Raw genomic sequence first — 25,084 nt, forward strand, 5'->3', positions numbered from 1 at the left:
CTTGCTTCAACTTTTCAGTGGGTTACAGTGCGTACAAGCTTGATCTGAACAGGTTATCGAGAACGTAGGGCTTGCTGGATTTTCAGCGCCAGCACGAGGGATGAAAGACCGAGGGTGATGATGTTGGCGACAAATACCGGCAGGCTGTCGATCAACAGCCCGTAGATCATCCATAAGGCCACGCCTAGGGTAAACAAGGCATACATCGGGAGCGAGATGCCGGAAAGATCCCGTGTGCGCCAGGATTGCCAGGCCTGCGGAATGAATGCGACCGTGGTGAGAAAAGCTGCGGGATAGCCGACGAGATCGTGAAATTGTGGGGACATTGTTATTCCTGCATCTAAAATCGTGAGCCGAAAACCTGCCTAGATGAAAATAGGGGTGGGATTGTACCCCGGCAACGAAGCTTGTTATGTACGACGACAGGTTTGATCTTCAAATCATCAGGACATTGAGCGTACTATTCGGGCTTGCTCTACAACAAATAGGTTTAATTCATTGCTTGGTTTTATTGTCTCTACCATCACCTTTTCCATTGTTGCTAGGTTGTTGACGTGGCAGATGGAAAAGCAGGGTGCGATGGTTCCACGTCAAAAATTCATGGTCATGGTGGCCGCAACCCTGATTTCCATGGGAATAGGCTGGGGTGTGGATCGTCTCGATGGCGATGCCGATGCGCCTTCACGTCAACTCTCGGTCGCGCAAATATTGCATAGCGGTGATCCGGTGCTGATTGCGAAATTTTTGATCGGCATTAATTAGGCGGCAGGGATTCAGCCGCGAACAGCCGTGCCATACGGCGGTCTTAGTTAAAGAATGAGATCAAAGAATTTGAAACGGTGTGATCAATACGTGGGAGAATGCGGGCCAGAGAATTCTGAAGCGGCTTTGATCGATGCGGGTAACGGTAAAAACAAAAACGCACCGTCTGAATTCAGTTCGGTGCGTTTTTTGGATTTGGTGCCCAGAAGAGGACTCGAACCTCCACAGTGTTGCCACCACTAGGACCTGAACCTAGCGCGTCTACCAATTCCGCCATCTGGGCTAGAAAGTCCGCGCATTTTAAATGAAAGAACGAGTTTGTCAAATGAAAAATAAACGCCAAAGCAAGGATCCACACGCCGAGCGAGAGGCCGAACGTTATGAAAACCCCCTCCCGAGTCGTGAATTTGTCTTGCAAGTCATGGAGGAGGAAGGAGCCCCCGTTGCAGTTGAGCAACTGTATAAATTAGTGGGTATCCGCAAGGCGGAACGCGATGTCTTTAATCGCCGCTTGGCGGCCATGGAGCGCGACGGGCAGATCATCCGCAACCGCAAGGGTGCATTGTGCCTAGCGGAGAAGTTGGACCTTATCGCTGGACGCGTACAAGGCCATCAAGACGGCTTCGGTTTTCTCATTCCCGACGGCGGCGGCGAGGATTTGTTCCTCTCGCCCCGGGAAATGGCACAGGTGCTACACGGCGATCGTGTGATGGTGCGGCCCGGCGGGTTGGATCGAAGAGGTCGGCGTGAAGGCAAGATCGTCGAGGTGCTGGAGCGCGTCAATAAACAACTGGTTGGCCGGTTGATCCGCGAGCAAGGCGTTGTGATGGTGGCAGCCGAGGACCACCGCTTTAACCAGGATGTGCTGATTCCGCCGGGGCAAGACATGAAAGCCAAGGCCGGGCAGGTGGTGATGGTCGAACTGATCGAGCAACCGTCCGCATACGCCAAGCCGATAGGGCGGGTGGTCGAGGTACTGGGTAATTATGCCGACCCAGGCATGGAGATCGAAATCGCCTTGCGCAAGCATTACTTGCCGCATCAGTTCTCGCACGAAACCATGGCCTTGGCCGAGCAATTCAAACCCAAGGTGTTGGCCAAGGACTGGAAAGGGCGCATCGACCTGCGTGAATTGCCGCTGATCACCATCGACGGCGAAACCGCACGCGACTTCGACGACGCCGTATATTGCGAGCCTATCGCTACGTCAGGCGATAAGAAGGAGCCCAAGGGGTGGCGCCTGGTCGTCGCGATTGCTGATGTGAGTTTCTATGTGAGGCCGGGCGACGCATTGGACAAAGAGGCTTACGACCGCGGCAACTCGGTATATTTCCCCCGGCGCGTGATTCCCATGTTGCCCGAGGCGTTGTCTAACGGCCTATGTTCGATCAACCCGGATGTGGACCGGCTATGCATGGTGTGTGACATGCAGATCGACGGCAAGGGCAAGATCAAGCGCTATAAGTTCTACCCCTCGGTAATGCGTTCCAAGGCGCGGATGACCTATACCAAGGTCTACGACATGATCATCAATCCCGAAGGCGAGCTGGCCCGTGAATATGCGCATATCCAGCCGCATGTGCGGAACCTGTACGATCTCTACCAAGTGCTGGTCAAGGCGCGCGAGAAGCGCGGGGCGATCGAGTTCGAAACCACCGAAACGCTTATGATCTTCAACGACCAGGGCAAAATCGACCGGATCGAGCCGGTGGTGCGGAACGATGCCCACCGTCTGATTGAAGAATGCATGCTGGCAGCCAATGTCTGCGCCTCGGATTTCCTCAAGGAGCACCACCATCCCGTGCTCTACCGAATCCATGAAGGGCCCACCGAGGAAAAGCTGGAGAAGGTACGCGGTTTCATGGCTGAATTCGGCTTCCAGCTGGGCGGCGGGGATGCGCCTCATGCCAAGGACTACTGCAAGCTGCTAGACAAGATCAAGGGGCGGCCGGACGAGCAGTTGCTGCAAACGGTATTGCTACGGTCGATGCAGCAAGCGGTCTACAGCCCGGATAACGTCGGCCATTTCGGTCTCGCCTACGAATCCTATACGCACTTCACTTCGCCGATCCGCCGATATCCTGATCTTTTGGTTCACCGTGCCATCAAGGCCGTGCTGGAGGGCAAGAAATACAAGCCCGGCAATTGGGTCGAGCTGGGCATGCACTGCTCGATGACCGAGCGGCGAGCCGATGAAGCGACACGCGATGTCCAGACCTGGCTCAAGTGCTACTACATGCAAGATCGCGTCGGCGAAGTGTTCGAAGGCACAGTCAGCGGCGTGGCGAGTTTTGGCCTGTTCGTGGCGCTGGATGGCGTCTACGTCGAGGGCTTGTTGCACGTAACCGAGCTGGGCAACGATTACTTCCACTTTGATAACGTGCGGCACATGATGACGGGCGAACGTACCGGTAAGAGTTTCCGCCTGGGCGATCGGGTGCGGATCAAGGTGGCTCGTGTCGATATGGAAACCAGCAAGATTGATTTCGTGCTTGCGTCGCTAAATGAGGCGTCGGAGTCGACGCCGGGCGAGAAACCGGCCAAAATGCCGGCCGCGAAGAAACCGGCAAAGGCAACAACTGCAAAAACAGATGGCGCAGGACGAGGGCGTAATACCTTGGGTCTGCCCGCTGCGCCAGGCCGCAAGCCCAAAAGCAAATCCACTTCGCCGCGCACGTCGCGCGCTACATCCAAATCCACCCGCAGCACGAGAGGCTCCAAGAAGAAATGAGTAGTACCCGTATCATATTCGGCTTTCATGCCGTCGCCGGCCGCCTGCGCCAGAACCCGACCAGCATTCAAGAAGTTTGCATCGACAAAACGCGTAACGACATGCGCATGCAGGATTTGCTGCAACTCGCCGAACAGAAGGGGGTTCGCGTCATGCAGATGGAGCGCGAACGCTTGGACGGCTTGTCTGCGCACGGCCGTCACCAAGGCGTGCTGGCAAGGGTTGAAGATGCGCCACTGCCGTATCAGGATATCCACGATATCCTCGAATCCGACCTCGACGAGCCGCCGTTGCTGCTGGTGCTGGACGGTGTGGAAGACCCGCACAATCTCGGCGCTTGCCTGCGGGTGGCCGACGCCATGGGCGTCCATGCCGTCATTGCACCCAAGGATCGCGCTGCAGGCTTGAACGCCACGGTGCGTAAGGTTGCCTGCGGCGCGGCCGAGAGCGTCCCGTTTATCGCTGTGACCAACCTGGCGCGTACCCTGCGCGAGTTGAAGGAGGCCGGCGTGTGGCTGGTCGGGGCTGCGGCAGAGGCGGAGGGCGATTTGTTCACGACCAAGCTCACCGGTCCGATTGCGTTAGTGATGGGGGCGGAGGGAACCGGGCTGCGCCGTTTGACGTCTGAAACCTGCGATGCGTTGGTACGCATTCCAATGTTCGGTACGGTAGAGAGCCTCAACGTTTCGGTTGCCAGCGGCATGTGTCTGTACGAGGCGAGACGCCAACGTTCGACGGCTTGAGCCGACGGCCGCGGCTGAGCCGGTGGTTTATTTAAACCGGCTAACGTGCTATTTTATCGGGTTTTTCAAACCCTCAATTTTGGAGTCATCATGGCTGTTGAACGTACCCTGTCCATCATCAAACCCGACGCAGTTGCCAAGAACGTGATCGGCAAGATCTACACCCGTTTCGAAGACGCTGGTCTCAAGATCGTCGCTTCCCGCATGGCTTTCCTGTCCCAGGCTGAAGCCGAAGGTTTCTACGCTGTTCACCGCGAGCGTCCTTTCTTTGCCGACCTGGTCAAGTTCATGACTTCCGGTCCCGTTGTGATCCAAGTGCTGGAAGGCGAAAACGCCGTGCTGGCTCACCGTGACCTGATGGGCGCTACCGACCCCAAGAAGGCAGCTCCCGGCACCATCCGTGCCGATTTTGCCGACAGCATCGATGCTAATGCCGTGCACGGCTCCGATTCCTTGGAAAACGCAGCGAACGAAATCGCTTACTTCTTCCCGTCTTCCCAGGTGTTCTCCCGCTAATGTGAGGCATGCGGGACATTGGATCTATTTATCGAATGTTCTGCGCAATGATTGAATGACCGTTAACCTGCTCGATTTCGACCAACCCAAACTCGCTGCCTACTTTGCGGAACTCGGCGAAAAGCCGTTCCGTGCCAAGCAGCTGATGCGCTGGATGCATCATTTCGGCGTGAGCGATTTCGAGCAAATGACGGATATCGCCAAGGCCCTGCGCGACAAACTCGCGCAGGTGGCTGCGATTATTCCTCCCGAGATCAAACTCGAACAGATTTCCGAAGACGGCACCCGTAAATTCCTCATCGACGTTGGTGCAGGCAACGGCGTGGAGACTGTCTTTATTCCCGAATCCGACCGCGGTACCTTGTGTGTTTCCTCGCAGGTCGGTTGTGCCTTGGAATGCACGTTCTGCTCCACTGGTCGCCAGGGTTTCAACCGCAATCTATCTGTCTCCGAAATCATCGGGCAGCTGTGGATTGCCAATAAGGCGCTGGGACGCGATCCCAAGGGCGACCGCATCATCTCCAACGTCGTCATGATGGGCATGGGCGAGCCGCTGGCGAATTTCGACAACGTGGTCACCGCGCTCAATATCATGCTGGACGACAACGCCTACGGCTTGAGCCGTCGACGCGTGACGGTGTCCACCAGCGGCCTGGTGCCCGCCATGGATCGGCTGCGCGACGAGTGCCCGGTCGCTTTGGCCGTCAGTCTGCATGCGCCCAACGACGCGCTGCGCGACGTGATTGTGCCGATTAACAAGAAATATCCGCTGCATGAACTGATGGCGGCTTGCCAGCGCTATCTGGAGAAAGCACCGCGCGATTTCGTGACTTTCGAGTACGTTATGTTGGACGGCGTCAACGATACGCCGGAGCACGCGCGGCAATTGCTCGACCTGGTGCGCGATGTACCCTGCAAGTTCAACCTGATTCCGTTCAATCCATTCCCGGATAGCGGCTACGGAACCTCCAAGCCCGACAGCATCCGCCGTTTCCGTGATATCTTGATGCAGGCGGGTTACGTCGTAACTACACGCAAAACGCGCGGCGACGATATCGATGCGGCTTGCGGCCAGTTGGCCGGCAAGGTGCAAGACAAAACGCGTCGGACCCTGAAACGGATCGTGGAGTTGAACAAGGTATGAAACGCTGGTTAGCCATCGGCATGCTGGTGCTGGCAGGGTGTGCCAATGCGCCGAGTCAAAATCAGGAAAGCTATTCCGGAACCGCCGCCGGAATCGGCAATGAATCTCCGGAACGCCATCGCGCGCGGCTGCACACCGATCTGGGTGCCGGCTATTTTTCCCAGAATAAATTGGCGATTGCGCTAGAAGAGTTTTCTTCAGCAGTTCAGATCGACCCTGGATATCCAGGTGCCTACAACGGCCTTGGGCTGGTCTACGCCGCCCTGCATGAGGACGACAAGGCCGAAGCCAATTTCAAGCGCGCCGTCCAGTTGGAGCCCAGCAATTCCGAAGCGCACAATAATTACGGCACTTTCCTGTGTTCGCGCAATCGGATCGACGATTCCATCAAGGAATTCATGGCTGCCCTGAAAAATCCCCTTTATTCCTCGCCGGAAAGCGCGTGGATGAACGCAGGGATTTGCGCTTTGCGCAAGGGTGATGAAAAGAACGCTGAAACTTACCTGACGAATGCCTTGCAAATTCAGCCCAACCTGCGCAACGCCAATTACCAGTTGGCTAATATCTATTTCAAGCGCGGCAACAAGACACTTGCAAATCGGCATATCCAGTTTGCACTGCAAGAAGGTGCGCCTACTCCCGATGTCGCTTATCTCGGCTGGCGCATTGCACGTGCAGTGGGTGACCAGAATGCGGAAGCCAGCTTGGCGTTGCTGCTACGCAACCAGTTCCCTGACTCCGAACAGACAAGGGCCGTGGCGCAAGAAGCCTCTGCCCAGTAACCAGAATGAGCGAAGAAATTTCTGTCATGGAAAACGAGACTCCCGACGTTCAACCGTCGCGGTTAGGCGAGCTGCTACGCACGACGCGAGAGCAATTGGGACTGGAAGTGGATGATGTTGCGCGTCAGCTTTGCCTGAGCCCGCGGCAAGTCGTTGCGTTGGAGGCTGACGCTTACTCGGATCTGCCCTCGGCGACATTTACCCGCGGTTTTATTCGAAACTACGCCAAATTGTTGCAGATCGAGGCGGAGCCGCTGTTGGCCATGTATCGCAGCAAAGTGCCCGACGCGCCCAGCCTGTCGGCCATTAGCCTACATACCGAGGGTATTCCGATTCAGACCGGCAATCGCGGTTCCTGGTTGCCATACCTAGTTGCTACCGGCATCCTCGTCCTGGCCGCTGCCGCATGGTGGTTCTACATGGATTGGCGGGAGAGCCATCCCGCGGCGGTTGAACCTGCTGAAAATGTAGCGGCTCCCGCTAAAACCGAATCCGCTACGACGCCCGTGCCGCTTCAAGCTCAGCCAGAGCCTGCACCCATGGGGGCAGGGATGCAACCTGAGCAATTGACCGAGCCAGCCCCTAATGCGACGCTGGCTCAGGCTGAACCAGCTGCGCCTTCTGTGCCGTCTGCAAGCCCTGCACCGGCAGCCCCCGCAGTACCGGTTGCGACACCGTCTCAAACTCCATCTGCCGCTGTACCTGCGCCTTCCAATGCCGTTGCTGCCGGGATTGCCCGCGTCGAACTGAAGTTTTCCGAATCCAGTTGGGTGCGCGTCATGGATGCCGACGGCAAGGAATTACTGAACAAGACCAAGCCGGCTGCCAGCGAGGAAGTGGTGGAGGGTAAGCCGCCGCTCAAGGTCGTGATCGGCAACGTCAATGGGGCAACGGTCATCTACAAGGGACAACCGGTCGACGTGCTGTCGCACGCCAAGGCCAACGTGGCACGCCTGACCCTGGAGTAATACATGAGTTCTCAGCAGCACATTCAACGCCATCATACGCGCCGTGTCATGGTTGGCCATGTCGCGGTAGGCGGCGGTGCGCCGGTCGTGGTGCAGTCCATGACCAATACCGATACGGCTGACGCCGAAGGAACGGCTCAGCAGGCGTATGAGCTATGGCAGGCAGGCTCTGAAGTCGTTCGCATTACCGTCAATTCGCCTGAGGCCGCGGCCCAGGTCGGCAGCATTCGTAAAAAACTCGATGCCATGGGTTGTAACGTGCCGCTTGTGGGCGATTTCCATTTCAATGGCCACAAGCTGCTCGCGCAATATCCGGATTGCGCCGAAGCATTGGCTAAATACCGCATCAATCCCGGTAACGTTGGCAAGGGCTCCAAGCGCGACGAGCAGTTCGCCGCGATGATTGAGATGGCCGTGAAGTACGGCAAGCCCGTGCGTATCGGCGTCAACTGGGGCAGCCTGGACCAAGCCAAGATGGCGCGCATGATGGACGAGAATGCACAGGCTGCCGAGCCGTTGTCGTCCGAAGCCTTGATGCGCGAGGCCTTGATCCAGTCAGCGTTAGAAAGCGCGGCTCAGGCCGAAGCCTTGGGGCTGCCCGGCGATCGCATCATCATCTCCTGCAAGGTCAGCGACGTGCAGGATTTGATCACCGTTTACCGCGAGTTGGCCCGTCGTTGCGACTATCCGCTGCATATGGGCTTGACCGAAGCCGGTATGGGTTCCAAGGGCATCGTGGCCTCGACGGCCGCGCTTTCCGTGCTGTTGCAGGAAGGCATCGGCGATACCATCCGCATCAGCCTGACGCCCGAACCCGGCGAATCACGTACCAAGGAAGTCGTGGTGGCGCAGGAAATCCTGCAAACCATGGGTATCCGTTCATTCACGCCCCTGGTGACCGCGTGTCCCGGCTGCGGCCGTACGACCTCGACGTTCTTTCAGGAGCTTGCGCAGAAAATCCAGCGATACCTGCGTGAGCAAATGCCGATCTGGCGCAGTCAGTATCCCGGTGTCGAGACCATGAACGTGGCCGTGATGGGCTGCGTGGTGAATGGCCCCGGCGAATCCAAGCTCGCGAATATCGGTATCAGCCTGCCCGGTACTGGCGAAGTGCCTGTTGCCCCCGTATTTGTCGACGGCGAAAAGACCGTGACGCTCAAGGGCGACCAAATTGCCGAAGAATTCCAAGCCATCGTCGAAGACTATGTTCGTACGCATTATGCGGAGGGCGGGGTGTTGCGCCGCGAACAGAAGGTTATCCCGCTAACGCTGGCTTAAATCGTATAGTTGCGCTCTCCCGGCGCGTGTTAAAATTTTTTACCCGATTCTCTAATCAAAACAATGAGCAAGACCATCCAGGCCGTGCGCGGCATGAACGACATGCTGCCCGCCGATGCCCCGCTGTGGGAGTTTTTCGAGGAGACCGTGCGCGACTGGCTGCGCGGCTACGGCTATAAGCAGATTCGTACGCCTATCGTCGAATCGACAGACCTTTTCGTCCGATCCATCGGTGAAGTTACTGATATCGTGGAAAAGGAAATGTACAGTTTCGAAGATCGCTTGAACGGCGAGCAACTGACGCTGCGTCCGGAGGGCACGGCTTCCTGCGTGCGTTCCGTTGTTCAGCACAACTTGCTATACAACGCTCCGCAACGCTTGTGGTACATGGGGCCGATGTTCCGCCACGAGCGTCCGCAGAAGGGGCGGTATCGACAGTTCCATCAGGTAGGGATCGAGTCCCTGGGTTTTGATGGTCCAGACATGGACGCCGAGCACATCATTATGACGGCTCGACTGTGGAAGCTGTTGGGGTTGGAGGATGTGGCCCTCGAGATCAATTCCCTGGGTTCTGCCGAGGCGCGGGCCAATTATCGCGCCCAATTGATCGCCTATTTCGAGCAGCACGCAGATGTGCTCGATGAAGATGCCAAGCGCCGCTTGCACAGCAATCCCTTGCGTATTCTCGATACCAAGAATCCGGCAATGCAGGCCATGGTCGAGGGGGCGCCCAAGCTCATAGACGTGCTCGACGAAGCTTCGCTCAAGCATTTCGAGCAGCTGCAACAGATGCTGCAGGCGGCCAATATTCCTTATCGAATCAATACACGATTGGTCCGCGGCCTGGATTACTACAATGCCACAGTGTTCGAATGGGTGACGACGCGCCTAGGGGCGCAAGGCACGGTCTGTGCCGGTGGCCGGTATGACAGCCTGATCGAACAAATCGGCGGTAAGCCCGCCCCCGCTTGCGGTTTTGCCATGGGGGTCGAGCGTTTGCTGGCGCTCATGCAGGATCAAGGTTTCGAGCCGCCCGCGGATGGCCCCGATGCGTATGTAGTTCATGTTGGTGAACTGGCCGACAAGGTCGCCATGACCTTGGCTGAAGATATTCGCAACGCAGGCTTCAACGCTGTGCTGCATTGCGGTGGCGGCAGCTTCAAATCGCAAATGAAAAAGGCAGATGCGAGCGGCGCACGTTACGCCGTCATCGTTGGTGACGACGAAGCGCAAGCGGGCGAGGCAAGCCTGAAGCCCTTGCGCGGCGAAGGCGAGCAAGTCCGTGTGCCGATGGCACAAATAGCGGAGGGGTTGCGTGGCTGACCTGCTTAAAGTCGAGAAGCTGACCGTCGCACCTGCGGCAGCGCCTTCTCGTCTGTTGGTCAACAACGTTTCATTTTCACTTTCTCCCGGTCGCACGACTTGTATCGTCGGCGAATCGGGCAGCGGCAAGAGCCTCACCGCGCTTTCCGTCATGGGGCTGCTGCCCAAGGCGTTGCAGCGCGTTTCGGGCGATATCGTATTCCAGGGCAGCTCTCTCGTCGGCCTCAGCAATACCCAGATGTGCGATGTGCGCGGTAAGCGCATTGGCATGATTTTTCAAGAACCGATGACCTCGCTGAACCCCGTGCTGACCATCGGCTTCCAGGTCGGCGAGACTTTGAGCACGCATCTGGGGCTTTCCGGCAAGGCTTTGCGGACTAAAGTGGCGGCGTTACTCGAAAGTGTCGGAATTCCAGCTGAACGAGCTAACAGTTATCCGGATGAATTGTCCGGCGGCCAGCGCCAGCGCGTGATGATCGCCATGAGCATTGCTTGCGAACCCGCCATGCTGATTGCAGACGAGCCAACCACCGCGCTAGACGTCACGGTACAGGCGCAAATCCTCGCGCTATTGGCCGATCTCAAGACGCGAATGAACATGGGGATGCTGTTCATCACCCATGACTTCGGTGTCGTCGCAGACATCGCCGACGATGTGGTGGTGATGTTCCGTGGGGAAATCGTGGAAAAGGGCAGTGTTGGTGATGTACTGGACCGTCCGCAGCATCCCTATACCAGGGCATTGCTCGATTGCGTGCCGGACGCCGAAGGCAGGAAAGCCCTGAAACCCATCGACTATGACTGGCTCAAGGGAGCGTCCGTATGAGCGAATTTATTCTCTCTGCCACCGGCCTGACCAAGACCTATAAGCAGCGCAGCGGTCGATTCGGCTTTTCAACTACCTTGGTCAAGGCGCTGGACAATGTGGACATCGCCTTGAAGTCAGGCACCACATTGGCGGTCGTAGGAGAGTCCGGCAGCGGCAAATCCACCCTCGCGCGTTGTCTGCTACAATTGCAGCCCCTCGATGCAGGCAAGGTCTTGTTCGATGGGCGCGATTTGGCGAGCCTCGACCGAGAAGCCTTGCGTGCCGCACGGCGTGACTTGCAGATGGTATTCCAGGACCCGTTCGCTTCGCTCAATCCGCGTATGCGTGTTGGCGAGATCGTGGTGGAAGGACTGGTGATTCACCAACTGGGCGATGCGGAACAGCGCCGTGCCAAAGTGGTGAGCATGCTGGAGCGCGTCGGTTTGAGCGCTGCGGACATGAAGAAATATCCGCACGAGTTTTCGGGGGGGCAGCGGCAACGTATCGGCATTGCGCGCGCCTTGATCCTCGACCCCAAGGTAGTGGTTTGCGACGAGCCGGTATCGGCGCTGGATGTTTCCATCCAGGCGCAAATCCTGTTGTTGCTCAAGGAATTGCAGCGCGAGATGGGGTTGAGTTACTTGTTCATCAGTCACGATTTGCGCGTAGTGCGGCATATTGCCGATGAAGTGGCCGTGATGCACCGCGGTCGCGTGGTGGAGCAGGGCCAGGTCGAAGCGCTCTACGCCAATCCGCGTGAGGAATACACGCAAAACTTATTGAATTCTATCCCCGGCCGGCATCGCCAGGCCGCTTAGCTTTAAATCGACAGGAAAAGCATGGCATACGATCTTGAAGAGCAGGAACAGTTAGACGCGCTGAAGGCGTGGTGGAACACCCACGGCAACAATGTGATGCTGGCAGTGGCCGCATTGTGCGTTGGCTTCGCCGGTTACCAGGGTTGGAAGTATTACCAGCACAAGCAATCGCTGGAAGCCTCCGCACAATATGAAACGCTGGCCCAGCTCGATATCAAGGATACCAAGCAGGTGCGTGCGATTTCAGCCCAACTGATGGACAAATATTCCGGCACGCCTTATGCGGCACGCGCAGCCCTGATGGCAGCCCGCGCCAATTACGAAGCTGGCGATGCCAAGAGCGCTCATGCGCAAGCCGAATGGGCTATGGCGCATGCCAAGGAAGACTCCATCAAGACGATTGCCCAGCTGCAACTGGCGAGCTTGCTGCTGGACGAGAAAAAGTACGACGATGCGCTCAAGACGCTTGATGAGAAGCATGATCCTGCCTTCGATGGCTTGGTCGCCGACCTTAAGGGCGATGTCCTGACCGCGCAAGGGAAGAAGGACGATGCCAAGAAGGCTTATGTCGAAGCGCTTGCCAATTTCGACCAGAAGAGCCGCTTCCGCAAGATCACCGAGCAGAAACTGGACGCGCTGGGAAGCTGATATGACCAAGCGAATCATCGCAACGGCCATGCTCGCCCTGCTTGCAGGCTGCAGCGGCATGACTGACATGAAGAACGACCTGTCCGAACGCATGTTCGGCCGCGACGTCGCTGAAAATGCCACGCCCTTACAGGACATCAAGACTTCAGTTGATGCCCGCATCTTGTGGCAGGTCAAGGTCGGTTCTTCCCCGGATTATGATTTCTCTGCTTCGACCGACGGTAACGCCATTTATGCCGCAGGCCAGGAAGGCGACATCGTGCGCCTGGAAGCCTCCAGCGGTAAGCAGGTATGGCACGTCAATGCCGGGGAAAAACTCTCAGGCGGTGCCGGTGCGGGTGAAAATCTCGTGTTGGTGGGGACCCCTCGCGGTATGGTGCTCGCCTTCGACCAAACGACCGGCAAACCGTTGTGGAAATCCAAGGTGGCGAGCGAAGTGCTCTCCGCGCCGCGCATCTATCACGGCACAGTCGTGGTACGTAGCGGCGATTCTCGCATCTACGGCATTGATGCGACCGACGGCAAGCGCAAGTGGGTCTACGAACGGGCAACGCCTACGCTTTCCCTTCGTAGCAGCGCGGGTGTGGTCGTCGACGAGGGCGGCGCAGCATTTGTCGGCTTTGCCGGCGGCAAGCTGATCGCCTTGGATGTCGCATCGGGCAAGGTCATTTGGGAAGCTTCTGTTGCTCAGCCGAAGGGCACCACCGAAATCGAGCGCATTGCCGATATCACCAGCCTGCCAGTCGTCGACGGACGGTACGTTTATGCAGCGGCATTCCAGGGGCGTATTGTGGGCATCGAGCGTAGCTCGGGCCGCGTCCTGTGGAATCGTGATATTTCCAGTTATACCGGCATTGCCATCGACGGCGCCTCGTTATTTGTCACGCATAGCAATGGTGCTGTCTACGCCCTCGATTATTCCAATGGCAAGACATACTGGCGCCAAGGCGGGCTGCAAGGGCGTCTGACCACCGCGCCTGTCGTGTTCGCGCGGAATGCATTGGTCGGAGATTTCGAAGGTTACGTGCATATCCTGGGACGAGACGACGGTGCTTTCGTCGCACGTCTCAAAACCGACGGCAGTGCCGTCATGCCGCAGCCCATGCAGCTCGATTCGAGTACGGTTCTGGTCCAGACCCGCGGCGGCTACCTGTACGCCATTTCACAGAAGTAATCATGCTACCCACCATCGCCTTAGTCGGCCGGCCTAACGTCGGCAAATCCACGTTGTTCAACCGGCTGACCAAGACGCGCGATGCCCTTGTTGCTGATTTCCCAGGTCTGACACGCGACCGTCACTATGGTCGCGGCGTGGTGGGTGATCGTCCATATCTGGTGGTCGATACCGGCGGTTTCGAACCGGCCGCGGATACCGGCATCCTTGTCGAAATGGCGCGTCAAACGCTCCAAGCCGTCGACGAAGCCGATGCCATCATTTTTCTAGTCGACGGCCGCCAAGGCATCACCGCGCAAGACAAGGTGATCGCCGACCGTCTGCGCCGTACCGGCCGATCCGTGCTGCTCGCCGTCAACAAGTCCGAAGGTATGAACCGGACCATCGCCGCTGCCGAATTCTATGAGTTAGGCCTGGGCGAGCCTTATGCGATTTCCTCCGCGCATGGCGAAGGCGTACGAGATCTCATCAATCTGGCCCTGGCTGATTTTCCTCCCGAGCCTGAGGCTGCCGATGACGAGGACTTGCCGCCCAAGATTGCCATTGTAGGTCGCCCTAATGTCGGTAAATCAACGTTGGTCAACGCCTTGCTGGGTGAGGAGCGCGTCATTGCCTTCGATATGCCGGGCACCACGCGCGACTCCATCCACATCGATTTCGAACGCGACGGCAAGCAATACACGCTCGTCGATACCGCCGGTGTGCGCCGTCGCGGCAAGGTATTCGAAGCCATCGAAAAGTTCTCCGTCATCAAGACGTTGCAAGCTATCGAAGACGCCAACGTAGTGGTGCTGGTGCTGGATGCGCAGGACACCATTACCGAGCAGGACGGCAGTCTCGCTGCCTTCGTGCTGGAAACCGGTCGTGCGCTGGTGGTGGCGATCAACAAGTGGGACGGGTTGAAGGAAGAACAGCGCGACCAGGTCAAGAAAGACATCGACCGCAAGTTGCATTTCCTCACCTATGCGAAATTCCATTACCTTTCAGCCCTAAAAGGACAGGGGCTGCCACCCCTCATGAAGTCGGTGGATGCGGCCTATGCGGCTGCTATGTCCAAGCTGTCCACGCCCAAGCTGACACGCGTGTTGGAAGCCGCTGTACAGCAACATCAACCGCCGGTTGGTGGCGCTATTCGCCCGAAGCTCCGCTATGCCCACCAGGGGGGCAAGAATCCTCCGATCATCGTGATTCACGGCAACCACGTGACCAAAATTCCTGCCAGCTATCGTCGATACCTAGAAGGTTTCTTCCGCAAGGCGTTCGAACTAACAGGGACGCCCCTCGTCATCCAATTCAAGCAAGGCGCCAATCCTTTCGCTGATAAGTCGTAAGACGTCCATCGAGTGTGGGTAAATTCCCACACTTTAGGTTTTATGACTACAATAGCCAGCATGAACGAAATGATAAAAATTGCGCTGGCTCCTGTCATCGACAGTGACGGAGCATGGGGAGGCGTGTGGATCTCCGGTAAACCGGAAGACGCTTCATTGATTTCCACTCATGCTGAGTTGCTTGGCATTGATGTCGGCGGCTTGAGAATTCTGCTCGACCTCGGTGCGGTGCCTGATGCGTTAGCGCAAGCCCTCCCTGCAGAACGAACTCTTATTGTCGTCAAAAGTGCTGATGCTGCGGTGCCTGCTGGTTTTGCCAAAGCTGTCGAAGGACGCGACTTTATTCCAAACGTGACCTCTCAAGGCCAATGGGATGAGGCTGCTGGCAAGGGCGCGGCCTGGTTCAGCGGACCGTATATTGCACATCCTCCAGTGGTCGAGGGTAAGAAAGATTCCAGCCGGGCAACCTTGCTAAAATTGCTCACGCTGATCGCCGAAGACGCCGACGGTACTGAAATCGAGAACGTGTTCAAACGCGAGCCGGAGTTATCGTTCAATCTCTTCCGCCTGGTCAACTCGGTTTCCATGGGCTTGAAGAGCAAGATCACGACCTTCAACCAAGCCATCATGATTTTGGGACGGCGTCAGATGCAGCGCTGGATCCAGCTCATGCTCTACACCCGCCACCAGCAATCTACCGACGTGCCTAATCCGCTGTTACAGCAGGCCGCCATGCGAGCCCGCTTGATGGAGCGTTTCGCCGCTGCCATGGCATGGGACGCGCACCGTCAGGAACAGGCTTTCATGGTTGGGATTTTCTCCTTGCTGGACACCTTGCTTGGTATGTCCATGCCGGAAATTCTGGCCATCATCAAGCTGCCCGATGAAGTGCAGGCTGCGCTACTTGGTGAGCCGGGCGAGTTGGGCGATATGCTCAAGCTTGTGGTCGCGCTGCAAGCCGGTGCCCAACCTATTGCTGTACCAGATTTCCTCTCGCTGACGGCGGAACAATTCGCCGATTGTCAATTCGACGCGTTGAAATGGGCTGCGGGCATGAGCCAGGAAATGGGCTAGTACACCGTGAATGCGCGAGACACTACGCCGGAAAACCCCTTTCTGAGCGCTCAGCGCATTCTCTCCGCCATTTTTCTCAATGCCGAGCCGCGCTTGCTCGAAGCTATCGGCAATCAATTAGCTGCCACCCTGCAATGCCCGCAGGGCATGGTTCTCCTTTTTGAAAACGACCCAGTGCCGCCGGCTTGGAAAGACGCTTGCGAACGTACTCGTAGCGGACAAACCTATGTTTCCGATCAATCGGCAGCCGTGCCTTTACTGTCGCTAAGCGGTGCAATGGGGGCTGTAGGCATCGCAGGTCGGGCCTTTACCGAAACCGATATTGACTTGCTGGAGTCCCTGGCTGCTTGCATTGCTCCTGCACTTGAGGCTCGCCTTACGCTGACCAGGCGCGAACGCGAGTTGGACGGCATGACCGTGCAGTTGCAGCGACAGGCCCAGATTCTCGATCGCATCGAGGATTCCGTCATCACCATGGACTTGATGGGCTACATCACGGGCTGGAATGGCGGCGCAGAGCGGTTGTTCGGCTATAGTGCCAACGAAGCCATCGGGCAGAACATCCTGTTTCTCTATGTGGATGAGGACGAAGCCGACCCGTTCGACGATCCCTTATTGTCGGGCGACCGCGAAATGGTCGTGCAGCGTCGCAAGAAATCCGGCGAAGTATTCTGGGCCAGCGTCACGCTTTCTTTGGCGCGCGATCAGGACGGCAACCCGGCTGGCTTGGTTGGTTACGTGCGCGACATTACCGAGCGCCTGAAAAAAGAGGAAAGCCTGCGTCTCTTTGGCCGTATTTTCGAGAACAGCGGCGAGGGCATCCTGATCACCGATGCCGATGAGAAGATCGTCGCCGTCAACCAGGCGTTTACCAGTATCACGGGTTTCGGTTCAGAGGATGTACTGGGTGAAACGCCTCGCATCCTGCGCTCTGGACGGCACGACAAGGCGTTCTACGAAGAGATGTGGACGTCGCTCAAGGAGAGCGGCCATTGGCAGGGCGAATTGTGGGATCGCCACAAGGATGGTGCCATATTCCCCAAATGGGCCAATCTGAGCGCGGTGAAGAACGACCACGGCGTGGTCACCCATTACATATCCACCTTCTCGGACATCAGCGAGCGCGTGGCGGCAGAAGAACGCATCCGCCAACTGGCGTTCTACGATACCCTGACCGGATTGCCCAATCGTTCGACCCTATACAGCCTGATGGAACAGGCGCTGATTATCGCCAGTAGGCAAAACCTGTCGGGCGCACTGATGTTCATCGATCTCGACCGCTTCAAGTACGTCAATGACACCTTGGGCCATGGCGCGGGTGATCAATTGATCCAACGCGTCGCGACCCGTTTCAAGACCTGTCTTCGCGCTTCGGACGTTGTGGCTCGTCTTGGCGGCGATGAATTCGTGGTGGCTCTGGTCGATATTGCCAAGCCTGCGGACGTGGCGATTGTCGCGCAAAAAATCCTCGCGATCTTCGCCTCGCCATTTCTCATCGACGGCCATGAAATTTCCATTTCGGCCAGTATCGGCATCAGCGTATATCCGACTGACGGCAACACGGTTGAAGACTTGCTCAAGCATGCGGACATCGCCATGTATCGCGCCAAGGAACAAGGTCGCAGCAATTTCCTGTTCTATTCCGACGACATGAACGTGCGTTCGCTGGAAAAGCTCGAACTCGAGAGCAGCCTGCGACGGGCGCTGGATCGCAAGGAGTTGCTGCTGTTCTATCAGCCGCAAGCCGATATCCATACCGGAGAAATCATCGGTGCCGAAGTGCTGCTGCGCTGGGAGCATCCTGATCTTGGCATGGTCTCGCCCATCCATTTCATTCCCTTGGCCGAGGAAACGGGCTTGATCGTACCGATCGGCCAGTGGGTTATCGAGCAGGCCGTGGCGCAGAACAAGGCTTGGGAGCAAGAAGGCGTGCCGGTGGTCAAGCTCGCCGTCAATCTTTCCGCACAGCAGTTCCGCCTCCCGCTCGTGGACGAAGTGTCGGCCACGTTGAAGGCGCACGGTCTTGCCCATGAACTTTTGGAGCTGGAAATTACCGAAAGCATGGTGATGAACAATGTCGAGCGGGTGATCGATATGCTGACTGACCTGGCCCAACTAGGCATGCAGATTTCGCTGGACGATTTCGGCACGGGGTATTCCTCGCTGTCATATCTCAAGCGTTTCCCTATCGACAAGCTCAAGGTGGATCAATCGTTCGTGCGCGGCATTCCCAGCGATGCGGACGATATATCGATCACCCGGGCGATCATTGCCATGGGCAAGAGCCTGGGCCTCAAGGTCATTGCCGAGGGCGTGGAAACGCAGCAGCAGCTCGAATTCCTGCGCAAGGAGGGCTGCGACGAAATACAAGGTTATCTCTTCAGCCGGCCATTGCCAGCCGAGGAATTCGTTCAATTATTGAAAGACGGACATCGCCTTTCTATCCGCTGACCTGGGCTAGAATGCGCATGCGCCGCATATCGAGCTTCCGAACACATCATGAACATCGAAATCGCATCGTTGCCTGCTGCCGAGGATCATCGTCTTTTTAGCCGGACACCCCAATTGGATGCCGGCGATCCGGAACAAAAGCGCGAGGAAATTCGCGCCTATTTTCACGATACCTTCAGCCGTTACGAATCATTGTTCGAAACGCTGGCGAGCGACGAGGCCTATTACAAAAAGCCTATTACGCTGCGTCATCCGCTGATTTTCTACTTGGGCCATACCGCGACGTTTTTCGTCAACAAGCTGATCCTGGCCGGGCTGATGAAAGAACGCATCAATCCTCGTTTCGAGTCCATCTTCGCCGTGGGCGTGGACGAAATGAGCTGGGACGACCTCAACGACACCCGCTACGATTGGCCCAAGGTGAGCGAGGTCTTCGCCTATCGCGCAAAAGTGCGGGAAGCCGTCGACCGCATTATCCAAACCGCGCCGCTCAGCTTGCCCATCGATTGGAACAACGCCTGGTGGGCCATCCTCATGGGCGTGGAGCACGAGCGGATTCACCTCGAAACCTCGTCCGTGCTGATCCGCCAGCATGCTTTGCACTACGTTCGTCCGCATGCTGCCTGGCAGCCTTGCAGGGTTGCAGGTGCTGCGCCGGCGAATGCACTGATTGATGTTGCGGCGGGTACCGTCACGTTGGGTAAATCCAAAGCCGATCCCTATTACGGCTGGGATAACGAATACGGCCGCCACGAAGCCGAAGTACCAGCCTTTCAGGCCACGAAATTCCTGGTGAGCAATCAAGAGTTTCTGACGTTTGTGGAGGCCGGCTGTTATCTGGAAGAACGCTACTGGGAGGAAGAAGGTCGCGGCTGGAGGGACTTTACCCAGGCCACGCACCCGACTTTCTGGCTCAAGACGGGTGATGGGTGGCATCTACGTCTCATGACGGAGGAAGTCCCCATGCCGTGGAACTGGCCAGTGGAGGTCAATTATCACGAGGCCAAGGCGTTTTGTAACTGGAAAGCCGAAACGACCGGCCAGCCCGTGCGCCTGCCCACAGAGGACGAGTGGTACCGGTTGGCCGCTGTTGCCGGTCTTGATGAAGTGCCGCGCGGCGAGGCAGCCAACGCTAACCTGCACCTCGATCACTATGCGTCTTCCTGCCCGGTGGATAGCTTTGCGCAAGGTGCGTTTTATGATGTCATGGGTAACGTCTGGCAATGGACGGAAACGCCGATCTATCCTTTCGATGGTTTCGAAATACATCCCATCTACGACGATTTCACGACGCCGACGTTCGACGAACGCCATAACCTTTTCAAGGGGGGCTCGTGGATTTCCTGCGGCAACGAGGCGTTGCTGAGCGCACGCTACGCCTTCCGCCGACATTTCTTCCAACACGCGGGTTTCCGGTATGTTGTCGGCGAGCCGCCCAAAGCGCCTGTGAGTTCCATGTACGAAACCGACAAGCTGCTCTCCGAATATGCCGAGTTCCATTACGGCGACGAATATTACGGCGTACCTAATTTTCCCAAGGCGTTGGCGCAGATCGCTATCGAGACTATGGCAGGCAAGCCTAGACGCTCCGCGCTAGATCTGGGCTGTGCCACAGGCCGTGCAACGTTCGAACTGGCTCAGGCCTTCGATCATGTCACTGGTGTCGACTTTTCGGCACGCTTCATCGGCTTGGGCGTCAAACTGGCCGAGCAGGGCATGGCGCGCTATACCTTGGTGGACGAGGGCGAACTGGTTTCTTACCGCGAGCGCAAGCTGAGCGACTTAGGCCTGGAGGACGTACGCGGCAAGGTGGAGTTTTACCAAGGCGACGCCTGCAACCTCAAGCCTCAATTCACGGGGTATGACCTGATCCTCGCCGCCAACCTGATCGACCGGCTCTACAGCCCGAAGAAATTCCTCAGATCCATTCATGAGCGTTTGAACCTGGGCGGAATCTTGATGATTACCTCGCCCTATACCTGGCTCGAAGAGCATACCGAGCGCGAGGAGTGGATCGGCGGTTTCAAGAAGGACGGCGAGAGCTATACCACGCTGGATGGCCTGAAAGCTCTGCTCGGCGAGCATTTCAGGTTGGTAAGCGGACCGCTGGAGGTACCTTTCGTCATCCGCGAAACACGGCGTAAATTCCAGCATACGTTGTCGGAAGCCACGCTTTGGGAACGCGTGAAGTAATGTTCGATTTCGACCGCGAAATTTCGCGTGCGGGGTCGAGCAGCGTCAAGTACGACGGACGTCGCGCTTATTTCGGTACGGAAGATGTGATGCCGCTGTGGGTGGCGGATATGGATTTCGCCGCGCCGGAAGCCGTGACAAAAGCCTTGGCTGCGCGGGCAGCGCATCCGATCTATGGCTACACGATGTATCCGGATAGCATTTACGACAGCCTGATTGCCTGGTTGAAAAAGCGTCACGGCTGGACGGTAGAGCGAGAGTGGATCGTGCTGTGTCCCGGCGTCGTGCCATCGCTGCATGCTGCTGCCATGGCCTTTGCTGAGCCAGGACAGGGCGTGATCGTGCAGCCGCCGGTGTATTTCCCGTTCTTTTCCTGCGTGACCAATACCGGGCGCAGCGTGGTCCGCAATCCCTTGATCGAGCGAAACGGGCGATACGCTATCGATTTCGATCATCTGGAAGAAGTGGCTGCATCTGCCAAGTTGCTACTGTTCTGTTCGCCGCACAACCCTGTAGGGCGGGTGTGGACGCAGGCTGAATTGGAACGTTTGCTGGATATCGCGCGGCGGCATAGCCTAGTCGTTTTCGCAGATGAAATTCACGCAGATCTGGTGTATCCGGGTATCGACCATACGCCGCTTGCAACCCTGGCAGGGCCGGAGGATGCAGTTATAACCGCCGTGGCGCCCAGTAAAACATTCAATATTCCCGGCTTGGGACTTTCTGCGCTAATCGTTCCCAATGCCGGGCACCGCGCTGCCTTGCACCGTGTGTTTGAGCTGCTACACGTCAGTGCTTCCAATCCTTTCAGCGTGGCGGCGTTCGAAGCTGCTTATCGCGAAGGAGAGCCTTGGCTGGAGGCCTTGCTGCAATACCTTACCAAGACCAGGAATACGGTCCGCGAATTCCTAAGAGTCCGTCTGCCGAAGATCAAGCTGATAGAGCCGGAGGGCACGTATCTGCTCTGGTTGGATTGCCGCGGCTTGGATATGAGCGATCAGGAACTCAAAACGTTTTTTGTGGTTCACAGCAAGGTGGGCATGAATCCGGGCACCGTGTTCGGCGAAGGCGGCAGCGGATTTATGCGCATGAACATCGGCGCGCCGCGCCAAACCATCATGAAAGCGCTGCAAAGTATCGAACAGGCGCTCAAGGCACGAGGAGCAGATCATGGATAAGGTGGTCAAGACAGATGACGAGTGGCGGCAGCAACTGTCGCAAGAGTCCTATGAGGTAACGCGGCAGTGCAGCACGGAGCCGCCGTTTACTGGTAAATATTGGGATTTGCATGACAAGGGGACTTACCGCTGTGTATGTTGCGGCGAGCCTTTGTTCGACTCGGAGACAAAATTCGATTCCGGGACGGGGTGGCCTAGCTTTTGGCAGCCTGTTTCGGAGCAAAGCATTGAGGAAAGCCGGGATACCAGCTACGGCATGATACGTACCGAGATTACCTGCAAACGTTGCGGGGCGCATCTGGGCCATGTGTTCGAAGACGGTCCGCCGCCAACAGGACTGCGGTATTGTCTTAACTCAGCATCGTTGGAGTTCGAACCCAGACAGGATTGATTTTCAGAAGGTTAGCGGTTAGATACAACAAGGGCGTGAATCGATGGTACTCGATCCACGCCCTTGAAGTTTTGATCAGCGCTGTAACTCTGTTTTATGTAACTCAGTTCCCTAGGAGAGGCTCCCAGAATTTCCACCACACCTTTTGATCCTTGGGGACGTCGCCGGTTACGAAGCGGCTGTTGGGGTAATTGGTCTTGAGCACACGCATGGCGTCCTGCTTGTAATCGTCCAGGCCCATCAGATCGTAGGCGCTGATCATGACGATCAGGGCTTCTTCCTGCGAAGGAGAGTCCGGGTATTCCGTCAGCACATATTTACAACGATTGACTGCGGCCAGATAAGCCTGGCGTTTCATATAGTAATGAGCGACGTGCAGTTCGTGGTCGGCGAGGGTGTTGACCAGATAGGTCATGCGCTGGGTCGCATCCTTGATGTATTTGCTGTTGGGGAACTTGTTGACTAGTTCCTTGAAGGCGAGGAAGGAGTCGCGCAGAGCCTTGGGGTCGCGATCGCTGATTTGCTGCTCGGTGATTTTTTCGACGACGCCTCGCTCGTTAAAGACCGCCAGGCCCTTCAAGTAGTAGGCGTAGTCGACATTGGGATGGTGCGGGTGCAGCTTGATGAAGCGGTCAGCTGCGGCGGTGGCGGCAACAGGGTCTTGTTTCTTGTAATAGGCGTAGGCCACTTCCAACTGCGATTGCATGGCGTAGCGGCCATGGGGGTAGCGGGATTCGATGATCTGGAAGTACTTGATGGCCTTGTCGTAGTCGCGGTCGCGCATCGCATCTTCGCCGGCCTGGTAAATCCGCTGCACGTTCCACCCCTTGGTTTCGTCGACTTCAGTCGGATCGCCGAAGATGGCGCAGCCCGATGACAGCAGGACGAACAGGGAAAGAAGTGCTAACGCGAAGTGACGTTTCATGGATACAATCCGTGGCTAGTTATTTTCCCGATTATATCCGAAACGTGTCCACACTTGAGCCGATTACCCTGACTATCCCTAATGATTGTGGCAGCATGCGCCTCGATCAAGCACTGGCCAAACTACTGCCGGAATTCTCGCGCAGCAGGCTGCAAAGTTGGATCAAGGAAGGCTTGGTGACGGTCGCCGGGGCGAAGGGCGACGTCAAGCAGAAGGTCTGGGGCGGCGAGCAAGTCATCGTGGCGCCACAGCCCACCGCGGAAGAATCCGCTTACAAGGCGCAGGATATTCCGCTCAACATTGTCTACGAAGATGATCAATTATTAGTCATCGACAAGCCTGCCGGCCTGGTCGTACATCCTGCCGCAGGCAATTGGGAAGGCACGCTGCTCAATGCCTTGCTGCATCACCTGCCGCAGGTCGAGTCGGTACCGCGCGCCGGTATCGTGCATCGCCTGGACAAGGAAACCAGCGGTCTGCTGGTGGTTGCGAAAACCCTGCAGGCGCAGACCGACCTGGTGCGCCAGCTGCAGGCGCGCACCGTCAAACGCGAATACCGCGCTATCGTCTGGGGTGTCGTGCACGGCAAGGGCAAGGTGGATGCGCCGATCGGCCGCGACCCGCACGACCGCAAGAAGATGGCGGTGGTCAAGCATTTCGGCAAGCACGCCGTGACGCACTTCGAGGCCATGGAAACCTTCTCCTGGCATAGCTATGTGCGCTGCCTGCTGGAAACTGGCCGTACCCATCAGATTCGCGTTCACATGCAATCGCTCAAGGCACCGCTAGTGGGCGATCCGGTATACGGTCCAAGGGGCGGCGTCATGGCCGGGGTCAAAATGTCCGACACATTGGCTGAGGCCGTGCGTGGATTCAAACGTCAAGCATTGCATGCTGCCCGATTGGGCTTGATTCACCCGCAAACGCGTGAGCCCATGCTGTGGCAATCCGAACTGCCCGACGACATGAAGGCCTTGCTGGCCGTGTTGCGCGAGGATGCCAGAGAAGCCGTCAGTGCGGCCGAGGAGCAGGGCGAGGCGGTCTGGTGGGATCCGACGGAACCTTACGAATACGACGACTTCGCTGACAACGAAGACGACTGGGACGAGGATGAAGAATAATTTCATCGTTCCCGAGTGGCCGGCGCCTGCGAATGTCCATGCGTTGCAAACCACTCGGCTGGGCGGACTGAGCCGTCCGCCTTACGACAGTCTCAACCTCGGCAGTCATGTGGGCGATGAGCCGCTGATAGTCGAACGCAACCGCAACCTGCTCAATCCGTATATGCCGAGCGAGCCGGTCTGGCTGGAGCAAGTACACGGCACGCACGTCGTGCTGGCCGAAACCGCGGGATGCTTGCCTAAAGGCGATGCTTGCGTGGCAAGAGCCGACAACGCGGTTTGCGCCATCATGACGGCGGATTGCCTGCCGGTGCTGCTGTGCGCCGAGGACGGCAGCGTCGTCGGCGCGGCGCATGCCGGCTGGCGCGGTTTGGCGGATGGTGTGATCGAGCAGACAGTGGATGCGATGCAAGTCGGCGGCAACCGGCTGCTGGCTTGGTTGGGGCCTGCCATCGGCCCGGACTCTTTCGAAGTGGGCGAGGACGTGCGCGCCGCCTTTATCGAACACAACCCCGCTGCCGGGCAAGCGTTCAAGCCTGATCCAACGACGCCAGGCAAATTTCTCGCCGATCTCTATGTGCTGGCTCGACAACGTCTCGATGCTGTAGGCGTCGCTCGCATCTACGGCGGCGAATACTGTACTTACAGCGATTCCCAACGTTTTTATTCCTATCGCCGCGACGGTCGCACCGGTCGCATGGCGAGCCTGATCTGGAAGGCTTGAC

At 57.4% G+C, this 25,084-nt stretch carries 22 protein-coding genes, 1 tRNA gene and 1 pseudogene; 21 read left to right on the plus strand and 3 right to left on the minus strand.

Translation table 11 applies throughout. The features are described from left to right. Window positions 1-53: 53 nt before the first annotated feature. The gene (locus NMK_RS02075) at window positions 54-326 is read right to left on the minus strand and encodes a SemiSWEET transporter (RefSeq protein WP_109014102.1); all 273 of its coding nucleotides are present in this window, start codon (window positions 324-326) and stop codon (window positions 54-56) included. A gap of 253 nt (window positions 327-579) precedes the next feature. Here NMK_RS02075 and NMK_RS02080 point away from each other — a divergent pair, with 253 nt between their 5' ends. Further along, on the plus strand, window positions 580-762 hold the full coding sequence (locus tag NMK_RS02080) for a hypothetical protein (RefSeq protein WP_146187118.1): 183 nt from the start codon (window positions 580-582) through the stop codon (window positions 760-762). Window positions 763-958: 196 nt separating this feature from the next. On the opposite strand, the gene NMK_RS02085 is transcribed toward NMK_RS02080, so the two are convergent. Then, window positions 959-1,045, minus strand: a tRNA-Leu gene (locus tag NMK_RS02085). 42 nt (window positions 1,046-1,087) lie between these two features. On the opposite strand from NMK_RS02085, the gene rnr reads away from it, so the two are divergent. From rnr to msrB, 18 genes and pseudogenes are all read left to right on the plus strand, one after another. Next, window positions 1,088-3,493: a ribonuclease R gene (rnr, locus tag NMK_RS02090; protein WP_109014104.1), complete on the plus strand. Its 2,406-nt coding sequence runs from the start codon at window positions 1,088-1,090 to the stop codon at window positions 3,491-3,493. Further along, window positions 3,490-4,236, plus strand: a complete 747-nt coding sequence (gene rlmB / locus NMK_RS02095; RefSeq protein ID WP_109014105.1) for a 23S rRNA (guanosine(2251)-2'-O)-methyltransferase RlmB — start codon at window positions 3,490-3,492, stop codon at window positions 4,234-4,236. Before rnr ends, rlmB begins: the two co-directional genes overlap by 4 nt. 90 nt (window positions 4,237-4,326) lie before the next feature. Continuing rightward, window positions 4,327-4,752, plus strand: a complete 426-nt coding sequence (gene ndk / locus NMK_RS02100) for a nucleoside-diphosphate kinase (RefSeq protein WP_109014106.1) — start codon at window positions 4,327-4,329, stop codon at window positions 4,750-4,752. A gap of 55 nt (window positions 4,753-4,807) precedes the next feature. Beyond that, entirely contained in the window at window positions 4,808-5,896 is a 1,089-nt protein-coding gene (gene rlmN / locus NMK_RS02105) for a dual-specificity RNA methyltransferase RlmN (RefSeq protein WP_109014107.1), read from the plus strand. After that, window positions 5,893-6,678 carry a type IV pilus biogenesis/stability protein PilW gene (gene pilW, locus NMK_RS02110; protein ID WP_109014108.1) on the plus strand — a complete coding sequence of 262 codons (786 nt, stop codon included), beginning with the start codon at window positions 5,893-5,895 and terminating at the stop codon, window positions 6,676-6,678. Before rlmN ends, pilW begins: the two co-directional genes overlap by 4 nt. Window positions 6,679-6,683: 5 nt before the next feature. After that, window positions 6,684-7,646 (plus strand): RodZ domain-containing protein, encoded by a 963-nt coding sequence (locus NMK_RS02115; RefSeq protein ID WP_109014109.1) that lies wholly within the window; start codon window positions 6,684-6,686, stop codon window positions 7,644-7,646. 3 nt (window positions 7,647-7,649) lie between these two features. Continuing rightward, the gene (gene ispG / locus NMK_RS02120; RefSeq protein WP_109014110.1) at window positions 7,650-8,924 is read left to right on the plus strand and encodes a flavodoxin-dependent (E)-4-hydroxy-3-methylbut-2-enyl-diphosphate synthase; all 1,275 of its coding nucleotides are present in this window, start codon (window positions 7,650-7,652) and stop codon (window positions 8,922-8,924) included. A gap of 63 nt (window positions 8,925-8,987) precedes the next feature. Beyond that, window positions 8,988-10,247, plus strand: a complete 1,260-nt coding sequence (gene hisS / locus NMK_RS02125) for a histidine--tRNA ligase (protein WP_109014111.1) — start codon at window positions 8,988-8,990, stop codon at window positions 10,245-10,247. Continuing rightward, on the plus strand, window positions 10,240-11,073 hold the full coding sequence (locus NMK_RS02130; protein WP_109014112.1) for an ATP-binding cassette domain-containing protein: 834 nt from the start codon (window positions 10,240-10,242) through the stop codon (window positions 11,071-11,073). The genes hisS and NMK_RS02130 overlap by 8 nt, the downstream gene beginning before the upstream one ends. After that, on the plus strand, window positions 11,070-11,873 hold the full coding sequence (locus tag NMK_RS02135; RefSeq protein ID WP_109014113.1) for an ABC transporter ATP-binding protein: 804 nt from the start codon (window positions 11,070-11,072) through the stop codon (window positions 11,871-11,873). The genes NMK_RS02130 and NMK_RS02135 overlap by 4 nt, the downstream gene beginning before the upstream one ends. Window positions 11,874-11,894: 21 nt before the next feature. Next, window positions 11,895-12,521, plus strand: a complete 627-nt coding sequence (locus tag NMK_RS02140) for a YfgM family protein (RefSeq protein ID WP_109014114.1) — start codon at window positions 11,895-11,897, stop codon at window positions 12,519-12,521. A 1-nt stretch (window position 12,522) separates the two neighbouring features. Next, the gene (gene bamB / locus NMK_RS02145; protein ID WP_109014115.1) at window positions 12,523-13,695 is read left to right on the plus strand and encodes an outer membrane protein assembly factor BamB; all 1,173 of its coding nucleotides are present in this window, start codon (window positions 12,523-12,525) and stop codon (window positions 13,693-13,695) included. A gap of 2 nt (window positions 13,696-13,697) precedes the next feature. Beyond that, window positions 13,698-15,020: pseudogene (gene der / locus NMK_RS02150) on the plus strand (ribosome biogenesis GTPase Der); the annotation flags it as partial. 66 nt (window positions 15,021-15,086) lie between these two features. Continuing rightward, window positions 15,087-16,100 carry an EAL and HDOD domain-containing protein gene (locus NMK_RS02155; RefSeq protein WP_181376142.1) on the plus strand — a complete coding sequence of 338 codons (1,014 nt, stop codon included), beginning with the start codon at window positions 15,087-15,089 and terminating at the stop codon, window positions 16,098-16,100. A 6-nt stretch (window positions 16,101-16,106) separates the two neighbouring features. Then, window positions 16,107-18,551, plus strand: coding sequence for a putative bifunctional diguanylate cyclase/phosphodiesterase (locus NMK_RS02160; RefSeq protein ID WP_109014118.1), 2,445 nt, complete (start codon window positions 16,107-16,109; stop codon window positions 18,549-18,551). 48 nt (window positions 18,552-18,599) lie between these two features. Beyond that, window positions 18,600-20,744 (plus strand): 5-histidylcysteine sulfoxide synthase, encoded by a 2,145-nt coding sequence (gene ovoA, locus NMK_RS02165; protein ID WP_109014119.1) that lies wholly within the window; start codon window positions 18,600-18,602, stop codon window positions 20,742-20,744. Continuing rightward, complete coding sequence (locus tag NMK_RS02170; protein WP_109014120.1) at window positions 20,744-21,922, plus strand: MalY/PatB family protein; 1,179 nt, start codon at window positions 20,744-20,746, stop codon at window positions 21,920-21,922. Before ovoA ends, NMK_RS02170 begins: the two co-directional genes overlap by 1 nt. Further along, window positions 21,915-22,313, plus strand: a complete 399-nt coding sequence (gene msrB / locus NMK_RS02175) for a peptide-methionine (R)-S-oxide reductase MsrB (RefSeq protein ID WP_109014121.1) — start codon at window positions 21,915-21,917, stop codon at window positions 22,311-22,313. The genes NMK_RS02170 and msrB overlap by 8 nt, the downstream gene beginning before the upstream one ends. Window positions 22,314-22,416: 103 nt before the next feature. Here msrB and NMK_RS02180 read toward each other — a convergent pair whose 3' ends face one another. Next, window positions 22,417-23,238: an outer membrane protein assembly factor BamD gene (locus NMK_RS02180; RefSeq protein WP_109014382.1), complete on the minus strand. Its 822-nt coding sequence runs from the start codon at window positions 23,236-23,238 to the stop codon at window positions 22,417-22,419. A 44-nt stretch (window positions 23,239-23,282) separates the two neighbouring features. Here NMK_RS02180 and rluD point away from each other — a divergent pair, with 44 nt between their 5' ends. Both rluD and pgeF read left to right on the plus strand, forming a co-directional pair. Continuing rightward, window positions 23,283-24,359 (plus strand): 23S rRNA pseudouridine(1911/1915/1917) synthase RluD, encoded by a 1,077-nt coding sequence (gene rluD, locus NMK_RS02185; RefSeq protein WP_227871343.1) that lies wholly within the window; start codon window positions 23,283-23,285, stop codon window positions 24,357-24,359. After that, complete coding sequence (gene pgeF / locus NMK_RS02190; RefSeq protein WP_109014123.1) at window positions 24,349-25,083, plus strand: peptidoglycan editing factor PgeF; 735 nt, start codon at window positions 24,349-24,351, stop codon at window positions 25,081-25,083. Before rluD ends, pgeF begins: the two co-directional genes overlap by 11 nt. Window position 25,084 lies beyond the last annotated feature (1 nt).

It is taken from the genome of Novimethylophilus kurashikiensis (genome assembly GCF_003112435.1).
In the GTDB taxonomy this organism is placed as follows: domain Bacteria; phylum Pseudomonadota; class Gammaproteobacteria; order Burkholderiales; family Methylophilaceae; genus Novimethylophilus; species Novimethylophilus kurashikiensis.